Consider the following 25,094-nt stretch of genomic DNA (forward strand, 5'->3'; position numbering starts at 1 on the left):
TAGTAAACCTTGAGAAATCAAGGTTTTTCCTTTTAAAAAGGAGCAGCATGAAGCTACCACCTAAATCGTTATACTTCATTTATGGTTTTCCTGGAGGTTTTTTCTTCTCCGATTTCTTTACAAACCTTAATTCATGACCATGGACTTCTTGTGTAAAAAGATCCCCCGGGAGCGATTTTTCCTCCGGCTCAGCTGTTTTTATTATCTCACCCTGTGAAAGTGGCGGATTTTCAAGACTCTACGGCGTTCCTTCCTTTTGCTTTGGTGCCTCAATCTCTAGTTCCTCCAATGGACGTTCTATTACACTTTCCGGCATTTCCTGCAGCAAGCCCTTAGTCTCAACCAACCGTTCTAATCGATTGATTCTTTCCAGTAAAAGGGTATTTTCTTTTTCGACTAACTTGGCTTTTGAAGAATAATATGGATCATTCGACCACCAATCCATTCCGATTTCTCTTGCCTTATCAACTGAGGCAACAAGCAGTCTAATTTTTATTGTAAGTAGGTCGACATCAGCCAGTGAAATTTTAATATCACCGGCGATGACCACTCCCTTATCCAGTATTTTTTCCAAGACTTCCAGTAAATTTGTTGATTGGGACGTATGTTGAACGGGCATAAAATCTCTCCTATCCGCTTTTTACAACAATTTTCCTAAAGGACCCAATTCTATATTGAGATCTTCATTCTCTAAGCCAAAAACAATTTTTAATTCCTGCATTTTTTCTTCCAGTCTCATTAAAGTTAAGCCTAATTCCTCTAATTGTTCATCCGAAAGAGAATCACTTTCCACCCTTCTCATTGCCTGCCGCTCCATTAACTGGCGAAGCAGCTCAATGATGGTTAAAACTAATTTCGCCAAACCTTGCTCTACCTTATTTGAGTCCAGTGGTAATCGTTCCATCGGTTAATGCCTCCCCCACTGTTTTTCGCTCTTTCGTCCCAAAGGCACTTTCGATCGATGAGATCAACAGCTTCAAATCGACAACAATTAAATCGATATTCGCAATCGAGATTAATATTTCTCCCCTGACCACCACTCCTGTATCGATAATCCCGTCCAGGAGATCTAACAGTGTCATTTCTTTATTTTCTAATGGATGGTAGCGCTCCATTACAAACTCTCCTTATCTTCTTTCGAAAAATGATAAGGAGGCCATGGTCCGGTAACATGGAGAGAGCAGCCTACAGCTTCGAATAATTTTTCTAATTCCTTTATTTTTTCTAAAAATGGCTCCGTTTTATTTTTTCCTATCAAAAAGTCACTGTTTACAATCATGTCCTCCTTTCTTTCCGTTACCTCTTTTCCCCAATTCGAACGCAGATTGGTTCCCGCAATGACCGATGATAATTGTTCATTTAGTCGCTGCCACCATTTTGATTGTTCGATTTCTACTTCCGAGGTGATCAAGTGCTCTAGCTTCTTCTTCATTAAAAATTGTTTGCCCTTCGGCATCGAAGTAAGTTTTTCCCTTAATTCAACCACTGCGGGATTTTTGCGAATTATATACGATAGGGCTTTCTCTGCGTTACAAAACATTTTCACATTCCACTCTTGCTTATCTTTAAGGTTAAGTAATTTTTGAAGAACTTCATCATATTGATTGGTTAACATACTTTCCAAATTTACTTCATTCTGAAAAATGGTGCAAAAGGACATTGGAAGGATTGTATAATATTGATGAAGAGCAGAAATAATCTCATGATGATGAAAAGCTTTTTCCTTCAACCATTCAGCATCTTTTAATTTGAGCTCAATTTGTTGTTGCGAAAAATCGTTAGAATTTACTGAAGTAGTAACAGCAGTTACATCCTTGACTGTTAATAGCCCAGTCATTTTTTGATCAATGCCCAAAATTGAAGGAACCTCTGTTGTAGGAAGTTCCTCTGTTAAAATAATCCCATATACATATAGGAATTCTGTTTCAAGCTTTGTATTTGTCATACTTCCTCCTCCAAAAAACAATTGTTCTATTTATAGCCCATTTTTCTCACGTTCTTTGGCTATTTTATATCTGCCTAGCAGTTCCTCTTCCTTAACGGTATAGGTTTCTTCATCCAACTCGCCCATTTCGTACATCATATGCAATTCAACCAGCTGTTGTTGCAAGTACGGAATATTATAAAGTTCTTGGTCCACCTCTTCTTGAATTTTTTCACCAAGTTTTATGATCGAGCGAAATGGCAATGAAAATAATTTATGGATCATGAATTCCCCTCTATCCTTAAGCGAATATTGACAAAATTATAGACTGGCCATGGGCCCGTGTATTTAAAATCTACTTTTTCTTTCCACAACTCATACAAGTCATTCACTTTTTGATCAAATGCTTTTTCATTGGTAAGGTCAACTAAAAATGCAGCATTTAAAAATACTTTCCCTGGAATGGTGTTATTTAGTTTACCTGCTTCTGCTATTTCACTTAATGGTTCGTAAATTTTTTTCTCCACTTCTTCTTGCAAAAGTAATACAAAATTTTGTGCCCGTTCCCCTAATTGAATTTGATCATAAAAAGCGGCAGGGTTTGAAAGATTCTTCTCCGCTTTTTTCCATTCAATTAAAACCGAATCTTTTTTCATTTCCTGCTCAATCCATTCCTGCTTAGGGAAGATTTTTAATCCAACCTCAATTTTGTTTTCCAATAATGAGAATAGTTTTTCAAATTCCTCTGTCAAGTGTTGGCAGATTAGAAGGACATCCTCCTCTGCATGAAATACATTTCCGAAGCTGAATGGGATCAAGCAATATTCCTTCATTACTTCCGATATTTTATTTTGATGGGCAAATAAATTTTTCCGGTCTGGTAAAACTTCATCATTTACCTTGGCAACGACTATCGCAACCTGCTTATGATGAATCGTGTAAACTTTACTTTCCTCTCCGTTTAAAAAAACGGTCCCAAATTGCTTTGGATTTCTTTCAGGTATCGCACAAAAAACATAGATTCCGCCTTGTGTGCTCATGATGTTTGTTCCTTTCCCAATAATTCTTTTAAAATTAATTTTTGAACAGAGGACCGATCCAACTCCGTGTTCATTTGTTTTACCGGCCTTGTTAATACATCTAGACAAAGTGCTTGAAAGTGTTTATTTTCCGGTTGGATTTGGATGTTTGCCTTTTTCGCAATGGTTGCAACCATTAGCGAAGACCGTAAACTCGGAGAGTAGCCGTTGCCATTTTTTCTTAATCTTGAAACAAGTCCGTAGACTATATCCGCTTCGTTATCATTCAACTTACCTTTTTGCCGGAGTATTTCCATTTCTGTTTCTTTATCGCAAAGATCCAAGGCAATCGTAATTAGTCGATCCATAAGGGCATCCTGAGTTTGAAAAGTCCCTGCATATTCATCGGGGTTACTTGTAAAAATGATGGAAAAATTGGGATGACATTTTATGAATGATTCTTTTCCCTTTCCATACAAGGGGAGAACTTTTTCCTCTAAAAGTGCTAGAAATATATTATTCGTTTCAGGGAGGGAACGTGAAAATTCATCGTAAATGACAATATGGCCATTTTTAACAGCTTCCACTAATTGGCCATTTGCCCAAAGCGGTTTAATTTCTTGTTTTACTTTATAAACAGAATGGATATAGTTATCTACTACTTCATTCTTGGATACACCGTAGTATTGACCTAATAAATCTTTATTTGATAACTCATGGTGGCCCCGTATAACCGTAACGGGCCTATTTAATTGCTTTGCAATAAATAGTGCCAGGCTGGTCTTTCCCACTCCTGAAGGACCAACAAAATGCACCGGAAAGCCTGCTTGTAAGTATTGCAGGGTTCTCATAATTATGTCTTCAAAGAATGCCGTTTTTATAAATTCACCTGTCTCTTCTTCCTTCATCATCATTCCTCCTAACCTATTTAACTTCAATGAAGAAGCCAAGGCAAAAAACTGCCTTGGCCCTCCTATAGCTATAAAATGTGCAGCCATTACTCCGATGAAGATTCATCCTCATGATGGTGAAGATGAAGGAGTCCCACAGCTTCTGCATATTTTAACCATGTATCAACACTGGCAATGACAATACGGCCATCAATTGTAAGGAGTTCAATACCAACTAATGAGACACGGATCCATAGGTCAATAACCACACCTTTATCTAATATACGGTCAACAACCTCAGCTAAGCTTGAGGAGTCTACACTTTTTTGAATAGCAGCCATTCAATCCCCTCCTTCCAAGGGCTGCTCAAAGGGGATTCTTTTTAGATAATTCTTCATGTCCTATAAAGGCTTCCGGGAACATTCCCTACTAGCAGCAAATTTCTTCGTATAATAACGAATTTTTATATTATATGATTAATTAGGTTAATGGGGTGGACAAGTGTTTATATGAAGGTTATTTTTCTAAGATAGTAAAAAACTATTTTTTTCAGAACTCAGAAGATATATTCCCGCAGGCGCTTCCTTTTTCCGTCCATTTTACGGACAATATTGCTGAATTTTTCCGTCGCATCCTTTAGGCGGTCCTTTCTAAGTTCTATCATTCTCTTCACCTCGTTTGGACTAGGACCTCCGCTAATACTTCTGATTTTCACAAAATAAACTGGAGAAATAATATTATTCCACACTTTCTCGGTAAGCTTCACCTCCACGTATTTTTGAATCATCGAATTTACTTCTTCTACATCCCAATCCGACAATTCTTTCTGCTCCTCGGTTGTTTTTTCCGAAATACTGCTGGCAATTTCATGTGCCCGCCGAAATCCAACCCCGTAATCTCTTGCAAGGGTATCAGCCAATTCCGTAATGGTAATGCATGATTTTTCCGTCATATCCATGGCATGATCTTTATTTACCTGAAGAGTAGCAATAACAGCATACATCAGCTTCATAACACGATTTGCCTGGTTAAAAGACCGGTACAGATGCGGCTGTAAATCGTCCTCGGTATCAACGATATCCCCGAATGGTGTATTGTGAATCATATTCATGACCGCCTGCGCCTCACTAAAAGCACTGCTCGCAAGCGAGCGTGAATGTTCAATCGAAACCGGATTTCGCTTTTGCGGCATGATACTGCTGACCTGTACATAAGGGTCAGCAACCGTAAACGTTCTATACTCTCTCGTCACCTGGAGAAGAAAATCCTGGATCCAACGTCCTGTATTCACCATGCAAGTCATCAATGCCGACGCTGTTTCTAGTAGATAATCCGCACCTGCAATCGAATCATACGAATTTTCTACGAGCCGATCAAACCCCAGCAGCTCACAAGTCCGGACCCTGCTGATTGGAAACCCAGTGGTTGTCATCGCCGCTGCACCAAGCGGAGATTGGTTGACCGTTTCATAGGCAGACCAAAAGCGCTTGATGTCCCGTTGCAGTACATCATAAATAGCAAGAAAATAGTGACCGAGCGTAGTCGGTTGTGCCGGCTGTGTGTGGGTATAACCCGTTATATAGGTTTCCGTATGTTCTTCGGCCTGTTCCAAAAGAATTTCACTTAAGTTAAAAAAGGAGTGGAACAACTTTAAGAAATGCTCCCTTAGTACCAAGCGATACATAGCCACTCCCATATCATTGCGGCTCCGGCCCAGGTGGATTTTCCCAGCCAGTTCGGGGCCGATTTCTTCAGATATTTTCGCCTCCATCATGAAAAATAAATCTTCATATTGAGGCTGATAGCTTAATTGAGATGCATCGGTTTTGGCGACTTTATTTGTTCCCTCTAACATCGTTATGGCTTCCTCACCAGTGATGATTTGCTGTTCCTTCAACATGATAATATGGGCACGGTGAATATCAAACATCGCCTCAAATAAATAATCCCTTTGATCATTAAAGACTGGGATTAGCAGTTCCTCCGCATAAGTCCTTCCCGGAAAAACCGAACCTTCTTTATTAAAAAAATCCTTCCGCTTACTCATGTTTTTCAACTCCAAATTAGCGTACATATGATTAAACATTTCTTCTACTAACATTTTTATGTAAAAAATAAAGTTATGCCCGTTTCCTATTAGAGGAAAAGTTTCTAAAAATCTTATTTAGCTTCCCGAAATAGCGTGCTATAATGGATAACAGTTTAAAATCCAACTACAGTGGAAAGGTATGTGTTCACCATCATGTCGATGCTTAAATCTAAAGCATTAATCAGTTTGTTTCTTGTGTCCATTTTATGGGGTTGTAACTATCCGGTAAGTGCTTACTTGTTAAAGGGTTTCTCACCTGTTTTTTTGTCAACGGTTCGGATTTGTTTCACCTCTTTATTTTTAATCATTGTTGCGCTCATTCATAAGGGAATAAGAAAACCAACTGGATCCGAGTGGAAGTCCCTCTTAGGCGTCGGAATCTTTGGAACACTTTTAAACCAAACCTTTTATTTCACAGGACTCCATCACACAACACCGGCTAATGCCTCGTTAATCATTGCGTTGGCTCCAATTGCTACCATTTTGTTGGAGCGAATTATTTTTAAAGTGAGATTGACGGTAAAAAAATCACTAGGGGCGTTGATCAGTTTAATCGGTGTATTTTCGATTATTGGTGGTGCAGGCGGCTCGCTGGGGATTTCATTCGGAGATTTAAATATTTTTGTAGCGATGCTTTGTTTGTCTATTAGTCTCTTATATATCCGACGGTTATCCAAAACCTTAAATTCTTATATCATTACGGTTTATGCCACTGTACTTGGCAGTGTCATTATGATTCCGGCTGCGGGCGTAGAAAGACTAGTCAGCGGATCTGTTATTAGCCACTCGCCCTTCATGTGGATTTTATTAATTAGTGCTGGGGTGATCGCTCAAGGTATAGCTGGATTTTGGTGGAATGGCGGTGTGGCAAAGGTAGGGGCTGGAACGGCCTCCATGTTCATGAATATCCAGCCGTTTGTCGCGATTATCGCCTCCCATTTTATTCTTGGTGACCGGATTCTCCCGGCGCAAATTTTCGGCGGAATCCTAGTCTTACTCGGCGTCTTTATCGCCAACATGCCTTCACATGCAGTCAAACCAGTGGTTCTCAACCATCCAAATAAAACAGTATAAACGCAAAAAATGTCCACCCTAGGTGGACATTTTTTGCATTTTGTCTTTCAACGGTGTCAGGCACTTTAATGAATTAGCGAAGCATAACTCCACTTACAAAGGTGAGGAATACGTGTGTGCCCATTTTTACGGTTTGCTGGACGGAAGAATCTTTTAATGGGTCAAGGCAGACGATATCCATAGCCTTAACTTTAGGATGTTTCCCTGCTGCCAGGACGCCTTCAAGTAATTCTGCTGAAGTCAGCCCGCCTGGTGTTGATGCAGGTACCCCCGGTGCATAAGCAACATCCAAGCAATCCATATCAACTGTTAAATAAATCGTATCCACCTTCGCCGCAAGTTCCTCTAAGCAAGCTAAAACGGTTGCTTCAAATCCCTTTTTCCGTGCATTGCGAAGGGTGATATAGTTCACGCCGTGAGCATCAGCGTACTCTTTTAAATCTTTCGTATTAAAAAATCCGTGCAATCCGATGTTGTACATATCCGCTCCGCTCACAACACCACTCTCAATCAAATTACGCATTGGTGTTCCGTTCGATGGCCCGTTATCACTCATATCCCGTAAATCAAAATGGGTATCAAATTGCAAGATCCCAATCCGTTCTCCCGGTTTAGCCTTATGCAGTCCCTTCACCATCATCGCCGTAATCGAATGATCCCCGCCAATCGAACATACCTTTGAATGATCAAAATGCGTATGAAGCGCTTCTGAAGCCTCAATGATATTATCATGGCAACGGAGAATATCGGTGACGTGCATTGGGACGTCCCCCACGTCCAGTGCTGTCATTTCCGCTAAATCAATATCTTCATCAAGATTATATGTTGTAAAGCCCTTCCACGCACGTCGGAAAGCATCCGGGAATTCAGATGCCCCTGAAGCGCTGATTGAAGAACGTGACAATGGCACCCCAACCACTACCACTTCGGCGGACTTACACTTTTCAGGATCTGCCTCCGAAGTCAACGGCTGAATCCACTCATGAACCTTCTCTGGATTACGCCCCTCTGGTTTTACCCATGTAAAACTATGTGGGTTAATTTTTGGATACAAGAAGCTTTTCATTCAACTGCCCTCCCTTGACAACCACTGCACCATTTTTCACAACAGTATCAACGTGGTTTACACCATAGGAGTATTGAAGCTTCATATAGTTTGGAACATTAAAAATCGTTACATCGCCTTTTTTGCCGACTTCCAAGCTACCGATTTCGTTCGCACGATTAACCGCATGTGCTGCATTAATCGTCGTTGCTGCAAGAACTTCAGCAGGAGTCATACCCATTTTCAGGCAGCCTAAACTCATAATGAATGGAAGTGAAACTGTTGGCGATGAACCAGGGTTACAGTCGGTTGATAATGCAACCGGCACACCTAAATCTATCATTTTACGGCCATTTGCAGACTCAGCCATTAAAAAGTAAGCAGTTCCTGGAAGCAATACGCCGACAACGCCTTTTTCAGCCATGGCTTTCATGCCCTTTTCAGAAGCTTTCAATAAATGGTCAGCCGAAACCGCTCCTACTTCTGCAGCTAGTTCTGCACCTTCATACGGTTCAATTTCATCTGCATGAATTTTTGCCAACAAGCCATGACGCTTACCAGCTTCAAGAATTCTCCGTGATTGTTCAGGTGTAAATACGCCGTATTCACAGAAAACATCATTAAATTCCGCAAGCCCAAGCTCCGCCACTTTTGGAATCATTTCGTTGATCAATAAATCAATGAATTCTTCCGGATTTTCCTTATATTCTTTCGGCACAGCATGTGCACCCATAAATGTAGGAACAAGGTCGATTACATGCTTATCGTTCAATTCTTTCGCTACTTCGAGCTGTTTTAATTCAGTTGCCCATTCCATTCCGTAGCCGCTTTTTGCCTCGACTGTTGTAACGCCGTGACGCAAAAACTGGTTCAAACGCTCATAGCTCTCTGCAAAAAGCTGTTCATGGCTAGCCGCTTGCGTTGCGCGTGTTGTCGCATGAATCCCGCCGCCGGCATTCATGATGTCCATATAGGTAGCCCCTTGAAGACGCATATTAAACTCGTTTTCACGGCTTCCGGCAAACACAACATGTGTATGCGGATCAACTAAACCAGGTGTTACAAGCTTTCCGGTCGCATCGACAACTTCTGCATCAGCCAAACGTGAAGCATACTTTGCTTTTAATTCTGCATCGGTACCAACCGATTGAATTACACCGTCTTCAATCCAAACGCTGCCGTTTTCAATAATTTTAAGCTCAGACATCGCATCCTTAACAAGGGGAGCTTTTGAGCTCCCCTGTAAGGTAACGAGTTGAGCAGCATTTCTAATAAAAAGTGCTTTACTCATTCGTTTCAATCCCTTCCAATCTTAGTCTTGCTTTAACATTGGCATTTTGATGCCTTTTTCTTTTGCTGTCTTAATTGCAATTTCATAACCAGCATCAGCATGACGTACTACACCCATACCAGGGTCAGTTGTTAATACGCGCTCTAGGCGTGCTTCTGCTTCTTTTGTACCGTCTGCAACGATAACCATACCAGAGTGCTGTGAATATCCCATACCTACGCCGCCGCCATGGTGTAAGGAAATCCAGCTTGCGCCGCCAACTGCGTTGATCATTGCATTTAAGATTGGCCAGTCAGATACTGCATCAGAACCGTCCTTCATGCTCTCAGTTTCACGGTTTGGTGATGCAACGGAACCAGCATCTAAGTGGTCACGGCCGATAACGATTGGAGCTGAAACTTCACCTGATGCAACCATGTCGTTAATGATTTTACCAAAGCGTGCTCTTTCACCATATCCTAACCAGCAAATACGTGCAGGAAGTCCTTGGAAGGCAATTCTTTCTTGTGCCATCTTAACCCATTTGCAAAGGTGCTCATCATCTTTGTATACACGAAGTAATGCCTCGTCAATTTTACGGATATCTTCTGGATCTCCAGATAATGCTGCCCAGCGGAAAGGTCCTTTACCTTCACAGAACAAAGGACGGATGTACGCTGGAACGAATCCAGGGAAATCAAATGCATTTTCAACGCCTTCGTCTTTTGCCACTTGACGGATATTGTTACCGTAGTCAAATGTAACAGCGCCTTTTTGTTGCATTTCTAACATTGCTTTTACATGTGTTGCCATGCTTTGTTTTGAAAGCTTCACATATAATGTTGGATCTTCTTTTCTTAATTTATCAGCTTCTTCTAAAGAATAGCCAACTGGTACATATCCATTGAGTGGATCATGTGCAGAAGTTTGGTCTGTTAATACATCTGGGTTGAAGCCTTTTTCAATCATTAATGGTAAAATTTCTGCTGCATTACCAATAAGCCCGATTGAAAGTCCTTTTCCTTCTTTCTTTGCTTCAAACGCTAATTTCAATGCTTCATCAAGGTCATTTGTTTTTACATCTAGGTATCTAGTTTCTATACGACGATCAATTCTCCACTCATCTACATCAATGCCGATACATACGCCATCATTCATCGTTACAGCAAGTGGCTGCGCGCCACCCATACCGCCAAGACCAGCTGTTAAAGTGATGGTATGTTTTAATGAACCGCCGAACTCTTGACGAGCAAGCTCTGCAAATGTTTCGTAAGTTCCTTGAACAATACCTTGGCTTCCGATATAAATCCAGCTTCCTGCTGTCATTTGTCCGTACATCATCAAGCCTTTTTTATCAAGCTCGTGGAAGTGCTCCCAGTTTGCCCATGCTGGTACAAGGTTTGAGTTAGCAAGCAATACGCGCGGTGCATCTTTGTGAGATTTCCAAACAACTACAGGCTTACCGGATTGAACTAACATTGTTTCGTCATCTTCAAGCTCTAAAAGCGTTTTCACAATTGCATCAAAAGATTCCCAGTTACGAGCTGCTTTACCGATTCCGCCGTATACAACAAGATCTTCTGGTCTTTCTGCTACTTCTTGGTCAAGGTTGTTATAAAGCATGCGTAGTGCTGCTTCTTGAATCCAGCCCTTTGCATGTAGTTCAGTGCCTTTATAATTTTTGATTACTCTTTTTTCAGATGTCTTCGTCATTATTTACACCCCTTAGTTAATGTTTAACTCTGATTTCATTATAAAAAGATAATCTTCTGAAAAATACGAATAAAACATTAGAAAAAGGATAATATTTTTAAAAATCAGACCGTTTACATAAAAATTCTTGGCTTACATCTATAAAATTTTTAGAAACATATAATATGTTTAGATTTTTCCATAAAAAAAAGACCGCCCTCAGCTGCGGCCTTTAATCCCTCTTCGTTTGGTTATAAAACTAGTTTTCAGTTTGCTCCCGCGCGCTATTCATATTTTCCGCTTTATTCAAGCGGAATTCTCTTGGTGACATCCCGGTTGTTTCTTTGAAGATCCGACTAAAATAATTTGTATTTTGATAGCCGACGAGATAGGAAATTTCTTTAATTGCCTTTCTTGTCTCAATGAGCAGTCGTTTTGCCTCCTTCATCCGGATGCCTGCGAGGACTTCGGTAAAGCCTTTTCCTGTTTTTGAGATAAGAAGATGACTAAAATAGGACGGGTTGCGATCGACATATACCGCCACATCTTCAAGCTTCAAATTCGTGTTAGAAAAATTGGCTTCCATGTAGGCAATTCCCCGTTCAATTGGATCTTGTTTAAAATTCCGTGAGCTGGCTTCAGCCCCAATAAAGATTTTTTGAATAAAGAGGATTAAGTTCTGGACCGTTCGATATAAAACTGTATCATATAAAATAGAATTAAAGATATACCGGTACTCGCGCTCATAAAGTGACTGGTCGTCTAGATTAAAAGTCTGCATATATCTCCTGATTTGAGCGAGAATACTTGTCAGCCTGATTCTAACCAGACCTGGATCTGGATAAGGATTTTGCAGCTGGAGAAATTCATCATACAGCCATTTTTTTATTTTTTCCAAATCAAAATTGGTCAGCATATCAATCCACGTCCGCTGATCTGGCGGGGTTAAAAATGGATCCATATGCACCCAATCTGGAGAATATTCGAATTCGACCACTTGTTTATAGCCCTTATAGTAGGTGAATTCCAACATTTTCTGCGTTTGAAGATATTTTTGGTTTAGTGTCACAGCTGGATTTTTTCCTGTGTAAACCACTATGGCAAGGGGATCAGAGAATTCTTCATCCCACCTTCTCATCGCCTTTTGACATTGCTCCGTAATATTTGGGCAGGATTCCTGAAATAATAGGACAACCAAATCACTAAGAGCAAAAACACCATGCAAATCTTTAAAGGGAAATTCGGACAAAAAGGAACTCAATGTACCAATGGTCTCGGCATTTTCCGTTTTAAATGCCGTTATATGATAATCATCAACTAGTGATATTTGTGAGATAAATAAGGCTTCATAGGATAGATCTTTGTATGAGTTCGAATGGTGGGCGCCATTTGTATTATTTTTTCTCCCGATGCTTCGTGATGCCTTTAGAAAGGCGGAATTTACCTTTGTGGTTGAAAAGGGCTTAATCATTAGGTCTAATGCCTGCATATCAATCGCAAGGCGTGCCTTTTCAAAGGTTGCCTCGGCACTGGTTAAGACCAATGTTGGGTCGTAAATTTGTATTAACTCTCGAAAGGAGGACCAATCCTCCCTGCCAATCATATCCAGCTCCATCACCACAACATCCGGAATTTCCCGTTCAAATATAACAACAAACTCCTGATAATTAGAAGCTAATATAATATTCGTAACCGGAATCGAAGACGTCCTCAACCACCACTTCAACCCCTCCCGCTCATTCAAATCCCGATCCGCAATCAACCACTTCCCTTCCATCCGTGGGACCCCCTTTCAATACGGTGACAGGCACCGCCCGTGGACTTTTACGCCATTTTGTACGTCTCCAGTGGACACTACACCTGTTCTTTACTTTGATAGGGCAAGGACACAATAAAGGTAGTGCCTTTGCCTTCTGTTGATATGACTTCAATGGTTCCATTTAGGGCTTCGATGCTTTGCTTGACTAAATACAGGCCGATTCCCCTATTTTGCCCTTTGGTGGAAAACCCTTTAATAAATAGTTGATTCAAAGCGGATTCTTCAATTCCTTTTCCGGTATCGTGTATTTCAAATACAAGCTGACCCTCGTAATAATCAAACATGAGGGAAACCGTTTTAATCATACAATCTTCCACTGCATTCAACGCATTGTCAATCAGGTTTCCAAGAATCGTTACTAATTCATGTGTTGTCTCTTGGCGACGAGGTTCGGGTAAAATCCCTTCCCCATCAATAGTCAATTCAGAGCCGTTTTCCCTTGCAAAGCTGAGTTTTCCTAGAAGAAATCCAGCTAAAACCGGATCTTTAAAGCGGCTGACTACAAAGTTCACTTCGGTTTGTTGATGATCAACCAGATCGGTTATATACGAGGAAACCATTTCATAATTTTTCATATGAATTAACCCTGAAATCACGTGTAATTTATTCATAAATTCATGCGACTGGGTTCGTAATGCTTCCGCATAGAGCTTAACGCCAGTTAATTGTTCAGCCAACTGCTTGATCTCCGTTTTTTCACGAAATGTAGCTATTGCCCCGACAATTTTTCCTTTCACAATGATCGGAACTCGATTCGTAATAATCGTAACTCCGCCGATATCCTGCTCCTGATCATAATGATGCTCGCCTGATTTCAAAACAGAGGTTAACCTAGAATTAGGTAAATATCCATCAATTTTTCTTCCAAGCGGCGGATCCTGGATTCCCGCTTTTTCAAACAGCCGAATGGCTTCATTATTGACTAACGTAATTTTGCCAGCCTGATCGACTGCAAGTATCCCTTCTCTCGTAGATTGAAGCATTGTACTTCTTTCCTCGAGGATTTTTGCAATTTCGTTCGGTTCAAGACCAAATAATATTTTTTTGATTTTTCTTGCAAGAAAAAGGGCCCCGATGATTCCGACCAAGATTCCGAAAAACGTCCCAAAAATGATGATATTCCGGCTTTGTGCAACCGCTTGATTGACTTTTTCCAAAGAGATCCCGACTGCAACAGCCCCAACCTGCTTGTGGCCCTCATCGTAGACGGGAATAAACGAACGTAATGAAACTCCTAATGTCCCTCTAGCTATCGAAACATGCTCTTTTCCTTTCAGGACAGCCTTTTCATCACCACCGACAAAATGTTGGCCAATTTTGTTTTTATTCGGATGGGATTTTCGAATTCCGTTCATATCCATGACAACCACAAACTCCACCTGAGTAGATTGCCTTATTTGACTGGCAAATGCCTGGATTTCCTTTTCATCCGCTTTTCCAGTAAGTCCGTCAATCACAAGTGGAGTCTGAGCGACGATTTTCGCAATTTGAGTTGCTTTATTTGCTTGAGTTTTTTCCGTTTCACTCGATATTCTGTAGGTGATCAATAAATCGGTTACTAGAAATGCCAATACCACTACAACGCAAACCATCAATGTAATGATTGCCTGCAGACGGAGCTTTGGCTTTCCAAGTCGATTATATACAAGCCCTTCCACGATGTTCTCTCCTTCTCAAACCCTAGTAATTCTAAACTCCGTACCGATTTATCGGTCTACCTACTCCGCCATAGTGAACATGAATTTTCACCTTACCCTCTTTTTCTAAAAAATCGAGATACCTGCGTGCTGTGACGCGGGCAATTCCAATTCCTTCGGCTACTTCTTCAGCAGAAACAGGGGTATTTTGGAGTGAAAGGTAGCTTGTAATTTTGATTAAAGTATTCGGATTTAACCCTTTCGGCAGGTTCTGCATTTCTTGCTCTTCGTTATTTTTTAAAAATAACAGCTGATCTAACTCATCCTGTCCAAAGACATCTTTTTCCTTCAATTTCATGCGATATCCTTTATAGTTTTCTAGAGATTTTTTGATTCTTTCAAACGTAAAGGGTTTCATAATATAGTCAACAGCCCCTTGCTGGAGGACGCGGTGAACGGTTTCAATATCATTTGCAGCCGTTATCGCAATGACATCGACCAATAAATCTTCTGACCGTAATTCTCTCACCATTTCCAAGCCATTTACATGGGGCATGTAAATATCGATAATAGCTAAATCTGGTTTGGATTCTTTTATTAATGCAAGTCCCTCGAGCCCGTTTGTAGCAGTCCCTATGATTGTAAATCCTTCAATTCTTTCAATAAACTGGCGGTGTACTTCCCGAACCATTGGATCATCTTCTACTAATATTACCTTGAATGGAAACAACTCTGTTCCCCCCTGGTTTTATAATCTATCACTATCATCACCTATTTTATCAAGATAGTAAATTGAATAAACACTATTTCCAAGAATTTTTAGATAACAAAAGGAACAATAAGACCAATATGACCAAAATATAATTTTTTCTGAATTTTCTTTTATCATGTAGATATGGGATGAAAGCGATATCAAAATTTAAAAAGGGGTGTAAGAGATGAGGATTAATTTTAAAAATTTAACGGTTCAAGTTTTAACAGGTATTCTTCTCGGAATTATTGTTGGTTTCTTGTTTCCAAAATTCGGGGCGGAATTAAAGGTTTTAGCAGATATTTTTATTAAACTGATTAAAATGGTTATCGCACCAATTGTCTTTTTTACGATTGTCATTGGAATTGGAAATATGGGAGATTTGAAAAAGGTTGGCCGAATTGGCGGTAAAGCCCTCCTCTATTTTGAAATTATTTCAACTATCGCTTTGGGAATTGGTTTATTACTTGTCAATATCCTTAAGCCCGGTTCCGGTTTTGATACTCATGGAGCAAAAGCTAGTGATGTTGCACAATTTACAGAGCAAGCAAAAGAATCGAGTCATGGATTTGTCGAGTTTATTTTAGGAATTATTCCGGATAATTTTGTTGCCGCTATGGCAAATGGCCAGCTCCTTCCAATCCTATTCTTCTCCGTTCTTTTTGGAATTGCGCTAGCATCGTTCGGAGAAAAAGGCAAGCGGGTTGTTGCATTGTTTGAAGATTTAACGGAAATCTTCTTTAAAATTGTTAATATTGTCATGAAGTTTTCACCGGTTGCAGCATTTGGGGCAATGGCATATACGATTGGTAATTTTGGTCTTGGCTCATTAGTATCGCTTGGTAAATTAATGGGAAGCGTGTACTTAACGATGTTTATCTTTATCGTCTTTGTTTTAGGAGCTGTCGCAAAGTTTTATGGTTTTAATATTTTAAAATTCATCGCTTATATTAAAGAAGAAATTTTATTGGTTTTAGGAACTTCGTCCTCTGAATCAGCATTACCAAGGATGATGGAACGTCTTGAAAAATACGGATGTTCAAAGTCTGTTGTAGGTCTTGTTGTTCCAACCGGGTATTCATTCAACCTTGATGGTACTGCAATTTACCTTTCAATGGCAGCAATCTTTATTGCACAAGCCTATCATGTAGATATCACAATTTGGCATCAAATCACTTTACTCGGTATTTTAATGCTGACTTCAAAAGGTGCAGCAGGTGTAACCGGATCAGGTTTCATTACCCTTGCCGCTACCCTATCAGCGTTTCCGGTTATACCAGTTGAAGGAATTGCCCTTCTACTAGGTGTCGACCGCTTCATGTCCGAAGCACGTGCCATCACCAACCTAATCGGAAACGGCGTAGCAACAGTAGTCGTATCCAAAATGGAAAAAGAATTCCACCCGGAAAATGAAACAAAAGAAACTGATGTAAGCATCGGTGCCTGACACCGTTCGTGGACAAATCTTTGTTTTGTCCGTTTGCAGTGGACACCTTAACTTAAATGGAGCTTGGAATTATCCAAGCTCCATTCTATTTTTGTAACGGAAATTACATAGATTCATACTATAATATATATATCTTTGAAGGAGGTGCACTAATTTGACTCACAACATCACAACGGGTCCCCACCCTGGACAACCTGGAGCATGTATTGCACAATATAACCACCATACCACTAGTCACGCAACAGCACATCACCATTCTAATCCTCACAATCACCAAATGCCATATATGCAACATATGAACTATGGTAATTATGGGACTCCTGGCTGGAGACCACCGGGGACTTCATATCCTACTTTCTATTAAATTCTTATCACGTTGTTTTTGGACAAGTTTTCTGAGATTGCACCTTCAAATTTGTGAAACTTTCTCATGGTGTCACCCTTCGTGGACAATTGCCCATTTTTGTCCACGTGGAAAGTACACTCAATAATATTTTCTAAAAAGTAAAGCTTGGAATTACTTATTCTAAGCTTTTACTTTTGATTAACGTTTACATAGGATTGAATATATTTAACAAATTTTCTAGATGCAGGAGAAATGTTTTTAAAAGATGGTGCAGCAATACCAATCGAGCGGTAATAATCTCCTTCTATGCTTAGAACACGGACATTATTCGGAATTCGGCTTAGAACCATTTCAGGCAAAATACTGATCCCCAAGCCATTTCGCACCATCGATATAATCGCCTGGTCATCTGCTAACTCATATTTAATATTGGGGGTTACATTATTTTCTTTCAATATTCTTCTTACATCGTTATCACAGCTTTTCGTCGGCATAATAAACATTTCTTCTTTAAGTTCCTCAAGCCTTATGGATTCTGATTGAGCAAGAAGATGATGATCTGGAACAATAATGACCATTCTATCTTTTTTTAGAGGAATCTGCTCAAATGATTTTAATGTAGGTAACGATAAGAATCCGAAATCTACCGCACCGGTAGATACCCATTGCTCAATCTCATCATAATCCCCTTCCATCAACTTGATCTCAATCGTGGGATGAGATTCATTAAACCGCATTAAGATTTCAGGAAGCCATTGAATCGAAACACTGGAAAAAGTACCAACCCGAACCGTTCCAACCTCTAATCCGTTGATTCTAGCTATTTGCTGCATCATTTGCTCGTTCCACTTTAAGATTTCACGCACGTATTGCAAAATAAATTCACCGTTACCTGTCAATTTAATTCCTGCCCTTCCTCTGTTAAGAAGTGTAAAGCCCCATTCCGCTTCCAGACTGGCAATGGCATGACTGACAGCTGATTGTGTCAGTCCCATCTTCATCGATGCTTCAGTCAGACTTCCTAATTCTACCACTGTACTGAAAATCTCAAATTTAACTAGTGACACCTTTTCCCCTCCTTATATGAATCTTTTTCAAGTAAACTATTAATAACATTCATTTTTTTTATTTATAGTTTACCTTTATACTACAAAGTAAGCAATTAAGTTCAGAATAGTAAAATATATAAAAAGGCAGGAGACGAATTGATGACTCAATCAAAAGCAAACTTTATGTTACTGATCGTAACCATTTTTTGGGGCTCGTCTTATTTATTTATGAAAATGGGTCTGACCGTTATCCCGGAATTTACCCTAATTGCATTACGTTTTGGCATCGCCTTTATTTTAGCTGGTATTCTATTTTACCGACGAATACTTAACGCCGGGTTTAAAACAGTCAAATATTCATTTTACTTGGGCTCTATTTTATTCCTAGTTTTTGCATCAATTACATTCGGAATAAAAACCACAACTGCTTCCAATGCAGGATTTTTAGTCAGTCTCACCGTCATATTTGTCCCGCTCTTATTAGCAATTTTTTTAAAAAGAATGCCTGAGAAACGCATTCTCTTTGGGGTTACTTTTGCACTCATAGGTATTGGTTTCTTAACCTTACATCATCAATTCATCATCAGTTTTGGCGATTTTTTATGTATTATGGGAGCACTGTTTTATGCAATCCACATCATTGTAACCGGAAAACTTACTAAGGATGTCGATTCAATTGCTCTTGGAATTTTACAACTTGGTTTCGCAGGGGTATGGGGACTATTATTTTCCTTGATTGTGGAAAAACCTCAACTTCCCAGAACAACGGAGTCTTGGGTGGCAGTTCTTGGCTTGGGTATATTCTGCAGTGCCTTCGGATTCGTCGTGCAAACCATTGCCCAAAAATATACAACTCCAACCCATACAGGGCTGTTTTTTTCAATGGAGCCCCTATTTGCAGCTTTCTTCGCTTTTGCCTTTGCAGGAGAAATGCTGACGGCAAAAGGATATTTGGGCGCCTTTTTAGTCTTGTTAGGTGTCCTAACAGCTGAGATTGATGTTAAAAAGTATTTATTGAAAAATGGCGCCAACAAAACAAACCAAGGTTGTGAAATGACGAAATAGTCATATCACAACCTTGGTTTTTATTTTTGGGTAAAATGGTTAAGATTATTTGTCCGTCCACAACGGACAAAACTGCCGATTTGTCCACGGGCGGTGCCTGTCACTTTTTTTGTCACCTTTTTATCCTTTTACGAACACAGTTTTGATGGCTGTGTAGAATTCTTTGGCGGCTTCGCCTTGTTCCCTTGAGCCGGAGGAAGAGGATTTCATTCCGCCGAAGGGGGCCTGAAGTTCGACGCCGGCACTTTCGGCATTGATCCTCACCAAGCCCGCTTCCATATCATCAATAAACGTCAGCATTTTACCAATATTGGTGGTAAAGATGGATGCACTTAATCCGTATTCTGAATCATTGGCGATTTCAATCGCTTTTTCCAGTGAATCTACCTTGATTAACACTAACACCGGCCCAAAAATCTCTTCCTGCGCAATTGCCATATCCGTGGTGACACCCTCAAATACAGTTGGATTGATATAAAAACCATCCTTCAACCCCGGATCAACAGGCTGATCACCTCCGCAAAGCAAGACGGCGCCTTCCTTCTTCGCCACTTTAATATAATACTTAACGGTATTTAATTGGCTCTCACTTGCACAAGGTCCCATCCACGTCCCTTCAGAAAGCCCGTCCCCAACCTTAATACCGCGAACCTTCTCCAATAACAATTCCTTAAACGCATCATACACCTTTTCGTGAACAATCACCCGGCTCGTACAGGTACATTTTTGGCCGGTTGATTTCAGCCCTCCACTCATCACAGCGTCCACTGCTTTCACCAAATCGGCATCCTCGTCGACAATCACCGGGTTCTTCCCGCCCATTTCAAGCTGGAATTTCGCACCCCGCGCGACAGCCCCTTGCCCAACCCTTTTCCCGGTTGCAGAAGATCCTGTAAACGTAATTCCATTGATATCAGGATGTTCAATGAGTCCATTCCCAATCACCGAGCCTGAGCCCGTAACAAAATTTAAAACCCCCTTTGGCAGCCCCGCTCTTTCAAAACACTCCACCATTTTTGCCGCTGTTACCGCAGCTTCTGTTGCCGGTTTAAAAACAACTGTGTTCCCGTATATCAAAGCAGGTGCAATCTTCCAAATCGGTATCGCCACAGGGAAATTCCAAGGTGTAATCACCCCAACCACCCCTAATGGAGCTCTGGTAGTAAACATTAACGCACCGCTATCAGATGATGGGATAACATCTCCTGATTTGCGCATCCCCTCCCCTGCATAATAGCGCAAGATTGCTACACCACGAGCAGTTTCTCCTTTTGCTTCCAGCAGGGTTTTTCCCATTTCCCGCGTCATCGTTTCGGCGATGTCATCTAGGTTTGCCTCCAAAATATCGGCTACCTTAAACAAATAATTCCCCCTTGATGGACCACCAAGCTTCCACCAGGATTTTTTTGCTACTTTTGCTGCATAAACAGCCGCTTTTAAATCGGTAAGAGTTGATTTTTGCACCTTTCCGACTACTTCATAGCGGTTCGCCGGACTGATACTTTTAATTACCTCGCCTGATTCACTTTCCACCCATTCCCCATTAATATAATTAAAATATGTTTTTGTAAAAACCTCGGTTTGCATACTCAAAAACACCACCTATTAAAATATTAAAGTTTTACTTTTTGACCGATCCCCAATTCCAAAGCCTTATCATAAATCGCCTTTGCGACGACCACATCCATCGCAGCTAAACCTACTGATTTAAAAACGGTAATTTCTTCATTGGATTCTCTCCCAGATCTCATACCATTAATGATTTCGCCCAATTCTCCATAAAGATCATCTGCTTGAAAAAGTCCCGCTTCAATTGGATTGATTAAATCACCGCATTCCTCCAATGCAGCTTCCTTGGCTTCGACCACTACTTTTGTAGCACTTGTAATAATTTCTGTTGGTATTTCCTGCATGCTTGGCTTAAAGGATCCCACCCCGTTAATATGTACACCGAGCGCAACACTTTCAGCGGAAAAAACAGGCCTTTCGGAAGTAGTCGCCGTTACAATAATATCGGCACCGCATACTGCCTCATCTGCTTCGTCCGCAATAAAAATCTCTGGACACTGATCCTGGTAGCGAGCCTTTAATTCCTCAGCCAGTACAGATGCTTTTGACTTCGTGCGATTATATAAGCGAATTTCCCTAATCGAAGGCCGAACATGTAAGATCGCTTCAATCAATCCTCTTGCCTGGCTCCCGGTCCCTATCACCCCCAGCACCAACGCATTCTCCTTAGCAAGATACTTCGTTGCCAGACCGGAAGCCGCACCGGTCCTCAAAACCGTTAAGGAAGAAGATTCCATTAAAGCTAACGGCTCCCCGGTTTCTACATCGGATAAAACCATGACACCGTAAATGGTTTTGTCCTTATTTTTTGGAAAAACGGAGACGAATTTTACCCCAAGACCTCCTCCGGATTCCACCAAGGATGGCATGAATAAGGCCGTCCCCTCCGTTTGTGAAGTGTTAATTGCCGTGCGAACCGGTGTAACTGTTCTTCCCTCTGAATATTCAACAAGTGCCACCTCTACTGCCTTCATCACATCTTCCATGGCAATTGCTTTTTTTATTTCTTCTTCACTTATAACTAACATCCTCTACCCTCCATTTCTTCCAATTCAAGCAGTCTCTTATCCTATTAAAAAACCTCCGCTTAATGGGTCTGTTGGATCAACAACAAACTGGTGCATACCGGTAATAAAGGCGTTACCCGTAATTTTCGGAATGACCGCTGAATAAGGACCAAATTCTGTTTCTTCAATTATTTCCGCGACAAATTGACTGTTCACAATACTCTCATGGACAAATTGCTGGCCTTTCTGAAGCAGGCCTTTTTGCTTCAAAAGCGCTACACGTGCACCCGTCCCGCTTCCGCATGGGGAGCGGTCAACCTGTCCATCGGCAAAAATCGTTACATTGCGTGAATCGGAATCTTCAAGCTCGTGCTCATCTGTAAAAATAACCCCGTAAATTCCGTTTATATCCTTTTCAAATGGATGAACAACCTCAATGGACGATTCAAGTTCACGCTTAATCTCCATACCAATTTTTTGTAATGTAGCGAGATGGTCGATATCGACTTTCTGACCAAATTCCTTTGCATCGACGATCGCATAAAAAGCGCCACCATAGGCAATATCAACCGTATAATTTTTCCCATTCACCACGACAGGGGAGTTTTCATAAAAAACAAAGGATGGAACATTTTCAAAGGATACGGACTTTACTTTTGTTCCCTCACACTGGGCATAGGCTGTCAGCTTCCCGGCAGGGCTGTCGATTACCACACGTGTTTCCTCACCCGTTGCCGCAACCAGCCCGCTTTCAATTGCATATGTTACGGCAGCAATCGTTCCATGTCCGCACATCGTACTAAGCCCTTCATTATGCATAAATAGAATACCGAAATCGGAATCCTCTCGTTCCGGCGGGGTGATTACGCAGCCGTACATCCCATGATGGCCCCTCGGTTCAAACATCAACACCCGACGAACTTCATCGTGATATTTTTTAAAATAAGCACGTTTTTCCAAAATGGTATCCCCTTTTAAAAAGGGAACACCTGATGTAATGATTCGAAATGGCTCACCGCCCGTGTGCATATCAACGGTTGAAAAATGCTTCGTAAACTTCACCGATCTCTCCCCCTTAATGATCCTCCGCTGACGGAATTAATAAAAATCCTTCATTTAATTCGTCTTCTTCGTTATAAAGGAAAGTATGGAAACCCATCAACCATGCCGATCCTGTTATTTCCGGAATAACTGCCGGATAGCCCTGAACCTCACTTGTTTCCAAAATTCGTGCCTTAAATAATGAACCGACGATGCTTTCATGAACAAATTCTTCACCTACGGCCAAATCTCCTTTATTGAACAGTACAGCTAATTTTGCTGAAGTCCCCGTTCCGCATGGAGAGCGGTCAATTCCACCCGGAGGCACCACAACTGTATTTTTCAAATCGGCATCCCGATGAACCGGATCGGTATAAAATTCAATATGGGTCAAGCCGCGGATAAACGGAAAAACAGGGTGGACAATTTCATTCTGCTGATTAATTGTTTTCCGAATCTTGATTGCTTTTTCAATAATCTTAGAAGCATTTGAAGGGGTCAGTTCCAAATTTAGCTTCCTTGCGTCCAAAATCCCGTAAAAATTGCCGCCGTAGGCAATATCACAATCGATTTCACCAAAACCTTCTACCTCAACCTTTATCGATTTATATAAGAAAGACTCTATATTTCGAAATGTAACCTGCTTTGCCTTGCCATTTTCTACTTGGATCTCCGTTTTGACCAAGCCTGCCGGTGTGTCCAATGTAATGTAAGTGACCGGCTCAGCAGCTTCCACCATTCCCGATTCGATTAACGCGGTACAAACGCCAATCGTGTCATGGCCGCACATCGGTAAATAGCCGCCGGTTTCGATAAAAATAACACCGACGTCCGCATCAGGGTGACATGGGTCAGTTAGTAATGCACCCGACATAACCCCATGTCCCCGCGGTTCATTCATTAAAAATTTACGAATCCAGTCATACTCGTTTTTCATTTGCAGCATTTTTTCTGACATGGTGTTGCCAGTCAGCTTTGGAACACCGCTTGTTACCGTGCGTGTTGGATTCCCGCCGGTATGTGTGTCAATCGTCGTAAACATTTTTTTCGCCGAAATCATCTATGCCACCTCTTTTCTAATGTTTAAGGGTGAATGATGGTGTAAACCGATCATGCCGTAGCGGTTCAACCGGGATAATCGTTTTTTCACGCCCTTCTATCATTTCGGAAATCAACTTGCCGGTAACTGCTGCAAGACTAATACCATCCCCCTCATGACCGGCCGCAATATAGTAACCGGGAACTTCCTCGACATGAGAAATCACCGGTAAGTGATCCGGAGTCCATGGGCGAAGTCCTGCATAGGCCCGGATAAAATTCATTTCCTTCAGTTTGGGATAAAATCGAATGGCTCTCCGTGCAATACAATGGACGACATCCATATCAACCTTTGTATTAAACCCGACGAATTGCCGGCTGCTTCCAATTAAAAAGTTTTGACTGACAGTTGGTTCGAATACCAAAGCTACCCCGTATTTTTCCGTTTCAGCATCGACCTTCCTCTCCCCGCCAAATTTGGATAGCAGGTAACCAAATTCCATTACTTTTCTGAGTCCAATTGGGAGATTACGAGAAGCTACAATGATATGGCCCTTACGCGGCTGGATAGGAATTTCTATCCCAACCATTTCAGCCAGTTTTGGTGCCCAAATCCCACCGGCATTGACGACTTTTTTAGCAGTGAAATCGCCATTTGAGGTTGAAACATGAAAAATATCATCTGCCAGCACTTTATTTACGCCCCTGACTTCGGTATTTTTTACTATCCTAGCACCGAATTTTTGCGCCCCTTCAAATAATGCATAGGTTAGTAGATACGGATTTACGGTTGAGTCGGAGGGACATTCCAATCCGCCTAAAAGATCGTCGGCAAAGTAGACTGAATCCTGTCTGATATCCTCCCGGTCAAGCAGACGCATTGGTACTCCGGTTTTATTTTGGCGATCCACCCATTTTTCGGCGGCCAACATTTCTTCTTCCGTTTCACAGACAAGAATGCTTCCCGGTGCACGGTATTCAAACTCTGATGGCAGCTCCCCGCTTAATTCATGGACTAATTTTTGACTATGTAGGGACATTTCCGAATCAAAACCCGGGTCTTTGTCAATAGCTAAAATATTACCGTCACAACGAGAGGAGGTACCGCTGGCCAATTCATTTTTTTCAATCACCGTCACTTCGAATCCTAGTTTTGAAGTATAGTAGGCAATCGCGGCCCCGATAACCCCGCCCCCGATAATTACAACCTCTGAATGTGTTTTCATGGTTATCCCTCTTTTGAAAAACTTTTATATTTATCTGCGCAAAAACGACTCTTATCTGCGATACTTCGGGTTTTATCTGCGATGCCTCCTATTTTG

At 41.1% G+C, this 25,094-nt stretch carries 25 protein-coding genes; 4 read left to right on the forward strand and 21 right to left on the reverse strand.

Annotated features, from left to right (window positions below; all coding sequences use genetic code 11):
- Window positions 1-238: 238 nt before the first annotated feature.
- The 9 genes from ACFQZ9_RS04325 to argH form a co-directional block, all read right to left on the reverse strand.
- Window positions 239-619, reverse strand: a complete 381-nt coding sequence (locus ACFQZ9_RS04325) for a gas vesicle protein (protein WP_498942458.1) — start codon at window positions 617-619, stop codon at window positions 239-241.
- A 21-nt stretch (window positions 620-640) separates the two neighbouring features.
- A complete protein-coding gene (locus ACFQZ9_RS04330) occupies window positions 641-904 on the reverse strand; it encodes a gas vesicle protein K (RefSeq protein ID WP_498942459.1) in 264 nt (87 codons plus the stop codon).
- Window positions 876-1,115, reverse strand: coding sequence for a gas vesicle protein (locus tag ACFQZ9_RS04335; protein WP_498942460.1), 240 nt, complete (start codon window positions 1,113-1,115; stop codon window positions 876-878). The genes ACFQZ9_RS04330 and ACFQZ9_RS04335 overlap by 29 nt, the downstream gene beginning before the upstream one ends.
- The gene (locus ACFQZ9_RS04340) at window positions 1,115-1,945 is read right to left on the reverse strand and encodes a GvpL/GvpF family gas vesicle protein (RefSeq protein WP_498942461.1); all 831 of its coding nucleotides are present in this window, start codon (window positions 1,943-1,945) and stop codon (window positions 1,115-1,117) included. The genes ACFQZ9_RS04335 and ACFQZ9_RS04340 overlap by 1 nt, the downstream gene beginning before the upstream one ends.
- Window positions 1,946-1,975: 30 nt before the next feature.
- Window positions 1,976-2,209, reverse strand: coding sequence for a gas vesicle protein GvpG (locus ACFQZ9_RS04345; protein WP_498942462.1), 234 nt, complete (start codon window positions 2,207-2,209; stop codon window positions 1,976-1,978).
- Window positions 2,206-2,964 (reverse strand): GvpL/GvpF family gas vesicle protein, encoded by a 759-nt coding sequence (locus ACFQZ9_RS04350; RefSeq protein WP_498942463.1) that lies wholly within the window; start codon window positions 2,962-2,964, stop codon window positions 2,206-2,208. Before ACFQZ9_RS04350 ends, ACFQZ9_RS04345 begins: the two co-directional genes overlap by 4 nt.
- Window positions 2,961-3,851, reverse strand: coding sequence for a gas vesicle protein GvpN (gene gvpN, locus ACFQZ9_RS04355; protein ID WP_498942464.1), 891 nt, complete (start codon window positions 3,849-3,851; stop codon window positions 2,961-2,963). Before gvpN ends, ACFQZ9_RS04350 begins: the two co-directional genes overlap by 4 nt.
- 89 nt (window positions 3,852-3,940) lie before the next feature.
- A complete protein-coding gene (gene gvpJ / locus ACFQZ9_RS04360; protein WP_498942465.1) occupies window positions 3,941-4,174 on the reverse strand; it encodes a gas vesicle protein GvpJ in 234 nt (77 codons plus the stop codon).
- A 215-nt stretch (window positions 4,175-4,389) separates the two neighbouring features.
- Window positions 4,390-5,880: an argininosuccinate lyase gene (argH, locus tag ACFQZ9_RS04365; protein ID WP_498942466.1), complete on the reverse strand. Its 1,491-nt coding sequence runs from the start codon at window positions 5,878-5,880 to the stop codon at window positions 4,390-4,392.
- A 195-nt stretch (window positions 5,881-6,075) separates the two neighbouring features.
- Here argH and ACFQZ9_RS04370 point away from each other — a divergent pair, with 195 nt between their 5' ends.
- On the forward strand, window positions 6,076-6,996 hold the full coding sequence (locus tag ACFQZ9_RS04370) for a DMT family transporter (RefSeq protein WP_198309973.1): 921 nt from the start codon (window positions 6,076-6,078) through the stop codon (window positions 6,994-6,996).
- A gap of 73 nt (window positions 6,997-7,069) precedes the next feature.
- Here ACFQZ9_RS04370 and ACFQZ9_RS04375 read toward each other — a convergent pair whose 3' ends face one another.
- From ACFQZ9_RS04375 to ACFQZ9_RS04400, 6 genes are all read right to left on the reverse strand, one after another.
- On the reverse strand, window positions 7,070-8,062 hold the full coding sequence (locus ACFQZ9_RS04375; protein WP_498942467.1) for an agmatinase family protein: 993 nt from the start codon (window positions 8,060-8,062) through the stop codon (window positions 7,070-7,072).
- Window positions 8,034-9,332: an imidazolonepropionase gene (hutI, locus tag ACFQZ9_RS04380; protein ID WP_498942468.1), complete on the reverse strand. Its 1,299-nt coding sequence runs from the start codon at window positions 9,330-9,332 to the stop codon at window positions 8,034-8,036. Before hutI ends, ACFQZ9_RS04375 begins: the two co-directional genes overlap by 29 nt.
- A 21-nt stretch (window positions 9,333-9,353) precedes the next feature.
- Complete coding sequence (gene hutU / locus ACFQZ9_RS04385) at window positions 9,354-11,024, reverse strand: urocanate hydratase (RefSeq protein WP_498942469.1); 1,671 nt, start codon at window positions 11,022-11,024, stop codon at window positions 9,354-9,356.
- Window positions 11,025-11,262: 238 nt separating this feature from the next.
- The gene (locus ACFQZ9_RS04390; RefSeq protein WP_498942470.1) at window positions 11,263-12,780 is read right to left on the reverse strand and encodes a helix-turn-helix domain-containing protein; all 1,518 of its coding nucleotides are present in this window, start codon (window positions 12,778-12,780) and stop codon (window positions 11,263-11,265) included.
- Between the two features lie 77 nt (window positions 12,781-12,857).
- The gene (gene dcuS / locus ACFQZ9_RS04395) at window positions 12,858-14,480 is read right to left on the reverse strand and encodes a sensor histidine kinase (RefSeq protein ID WP_498942471.1); all 1,623 of its coding nucleotides are present in this window, start codon (window positions 14,478-14,480) and stop codon (window positions 12,858-12,860) included.
- Window positions 14,481-14,511: 31 nt separating this feature from the next.
- Window positions 14,512-15,189, reverse strand: coding sequence for a response regulator (locus ACFQZ9_RS04400; protein WP_498942472.1), 678 nt, complete (start codon window positions 15,187-15,189; stop codon window positions 14,512-14,514).
- 208 nt (window positions 15,190-15,397) lie between these two features.
- Here ACFQZ9_RS04400 and ACFQZ9_RS04405 point away from each other — a divergent pair, with 208 nt between their 5' ends.
- Together ACFQZ9_RS04405 and ACFQZ9_RS04410 are read left to right on the forward strand one after the other, a co-directional pair.
- Window positions 15,398-16,657, forward strand: coding sequence for a dicarboxylate/amino acid:cation symporter (locus ACFQZ9_RS04405; RefSeq protein WP_498942473.1), 1,260 nt, complete (start codon window positions 15,398-15,400; stop codon window positions 16,655-16,657).
- Between the two features lie 154 nt (window positions 16,658-16,811).
- Window positions 16,812-17,021, forward strand: a complete 210-nt coding sequence (locus ACFQZ9_RS04410; protein WP_498942474.1) for a hypothetical protein — start codon at window positions 16,812-16,814, stop codon at window positions 17,019-17,021.
- A gap of 170 nt (window positions 17,022-17,191) precedes the next feature.
- On the opposite strand, the gene ACFQZ9_RS04415 is transcribed toward ACFQZ9_RS04410, so the two are convergent.
- On the reverse strand, window positions 17,192-18,070 hold the full coding sequence (locus ACFQZ9_RS04415; RefSeq protein WP_498942475.1) for a LysR family transcriptional regulator: 879 nt from the start codon (window positions 18,068-18,070) through the stop codon (window positions 17,192-17,194).
- A 138-nt stretch (window positions 18,071-18,208) separates the two neighbouring features.
- Here ACFQZ9_RS04415 and ACFQZ9_RS04420 point away from each other — a divergent pair, with 138 nt between their 5' ends.
- Window positions 18,209-19,117, forward strand: coding sequence for a DMT family transporter (locus tag ACFQZ9_RS04420; protein WP_498942476.1), 909 nt, complete (start codon window positions 18,209-18,211; stop codon window positions 19,115-19,117).
- A gap of 120 nt (window positions 19,118-19,237) precedes the next feature.
- On the opposite strand, the gene gucD is transcribed toward ACFQZ9_RS04420, so the two are convergent.
- Genes gucD through ACFQZ9_RS04445 form a run of 5 tightly spaced genes read right to left on the reverse strand, consistent with a single transcriptional unit; the run spans window position 19,238 to window position 24,998 of the window.
- Window positions 19,238-20,704: an alpha-ketoglutaric semialdehyde dehydrogenase GucD gene (gene gucD, locus ACFQZ9_RS04425; RefSeq protein ID WP_498942604.1), complete on the reverse strand. Its 1,467-nt coding sequence runs from the start codon at window positions 20,702-20,704 to the stop codon at window positions 19,238-19,240.
- 26 nt (window positions 20,705-20,730) lie between these two features.
- The gene (locus tag ACFQZ9_RS04430; protein ID WP_498942477.1) at window positions 20,731-21,714 is read right to left on the reverse strand and encodes an NAD(P)-binding domain-containing protein; all 984 of its coding nucleotides are present in this window, start codon (window positions 21,712-21,714) and stop codon (window positions 20,731-20,733) included.
- Between the two features lie 36 nt (window positions 21,715-21,750).
- Window positions 21,751-22,755, reverse strand: coding sequence for a proline racemase family protein (locus ACFQZ9_RS04435; RefSeq protein WP_498942478.1), 1,005 nt, complete (start codon window positions 22,753-22,755; stop codon window positions 21,751-21,753).
- 13 nt (window positions 22,756-22,768) lie between these two features.
- A complete protein-coding gene (locus ACFQZ9_RS04440; protein WP_498942605.1) occupies window positions 22,769-23,791 on the reverse strand; it encodes a proline racemase family protein in 1,023 nt (340 codons plus the stop codon).
- A 19-nt stretch (window positions 23,792-23,810) separates the two neighbouring features.
- The gene (locus ACFQZ9_RS04445) at window positions 23,811-24,998 is read right to left on the reverse strand and encodes an NAD(P)/FAD-dependent oxidoreductase (RefSeq protein ID WP_498942479.1); all 1,188 of its coding nucleotides are present in this window, start codon (window positions 24,996-24,998) and stop codon (window positions 23,811-23,813) included.
- Window positions 24,999-25,094 lie beyond the last annotated feature (96 nt).

The organism is Neobacillus sp. GCM10027624 (assembly GCF_042675345.1).
Lineage (GTDB): Bacteria > Bacillota > Bacilli > Bacillales > Cytobacillaceae > Neobacillus > Neobacillus cucumis_D.

Bases quoted from the DNA above. Each gene is read 5' to 3' on its own strand.
- ACFQZ9_RS04350 (WP_498942463.1), bottom strand. From the start codon at position 2,964: ATGAGCACACAAGGCGGAATCTATGTTTTTTGTGCGATACCTGAAAGA.
- ACFQZ9_RS04430 (WP_498942477.1), bottom strand. From the start codon at position 21,714: ATGTTAGTTATAAGTGAAGAAGAAATAAAAAAAGCAATTGCCATGGAA.
- ACFQZ9_RS04375 (WP_498942467.1), bottom strand. From the start codon at position 8,062: ATGAAAAGCTTCTTGTATCCAAAAATTAACCCACATAGTTTTACATGG.
- ACFQZ9_RS04325 (WP_498942458.1), bottom strand. From the start codon at position 619: ATGCCCGTTCAACATACGTCCCAATCAACAAATTTACTGGAAGTCTTG.
- ACFQZ9_RS04405 (WP_498942473.1), top strand. From the start codon at position 15,398: ATGAGGATTAATTTTAAAAATTTAACGGTTCAAGTTTTAACAGGTATT.
- ACFQZ9_RS04345 (WP_498942462.1), bottom strand. From the start codon at position 2,209: ATGATCCATAAATTATTTTCATTGCCATTTCGCTCGATCATAAAACTT.
- hutU (WP_498942469.1), bottom strand. From the start codon at position 11,024: ATGACGAAGACATCTGAAAAAAGAGTAATCAAAAATTATAAAGGCACT.
- hutI (WP_498942468.1), bottom strand. From the start codon at position 9,332: ATGAGTAAAGCACTTTTTATTAGAAATGCTGCTCAACTCGTTACCTTA.
- ACFQZ9_RS04390 (WP_498942470.1), bottom strand. From the start codon at position 12,780: ATGGAAGGGAAGTGGTTGATTGCGGATCGGGATTTGAATGAGCGGGAG.
- ACFQZ9_RS04330 (WP_498942459.1), bottom strand. From the start codon at position 904: ATGGAACGATTACCACTGGACTCAAATAAGGTAGAGCAAGGTTTGGCG.
- gvpN (WP_498942464.1), bottom strand. From the start codon at position 3,851: ATGAAGGAAGAAGAGACAGGTGAATTTATAAAAACGGCATTCTTTGAA.
- ACFQZ9_RS04340 (WP_498942461.1), bottom strand. From the start codon at position 1,945: ATGACAAATACAAAGCTTGAAACAGAATTCCTATATGTATATGGGATT.
- ACFQZ9_RS04370 (WP_198309973.1), top strand. From the start codon at position 6,076: ATGTCGATGCTTAAATCTAAAGCATTAATCAGTTTGTTTCTTGTGTCC.
- ACFQZ9_RS04445 (WP_498942479.1), bottom strand. From the start codon at position 24,998: ATGAAAACACATTCAGAGGTTGTAATTATCGGGGGCGGGGTTATCGGG.
- gvpJ (WP_498942465.1), bottom strand. From the start codon at position 4,174: ATGGCTGCTATTCAAAAAAGTGTAGACTCCTCAAGCTTAGCTGAGGTT.
- argH (WP_498942466.1), bottom strand. From the start codon at position 5,880: ATGAGTAAGCGGAAGGATTTTTTTAATAAAGAAGGTTCGGTTTTTCCG.
- gucD (WP_498942604.1), bottom strand. From the start codon at position 20,704: ATGCAAACCGAGGTTTTTACAAAAACATATTTTAATTATATTAATGGG.
- ACFQZ9_RS04335 (WP_498942460.1), bottom strand. From the start codon at position 1,115: ATGGAGCGCTACCATCCATTAGAAAATAAAGAAATGACACTGTTAGAT.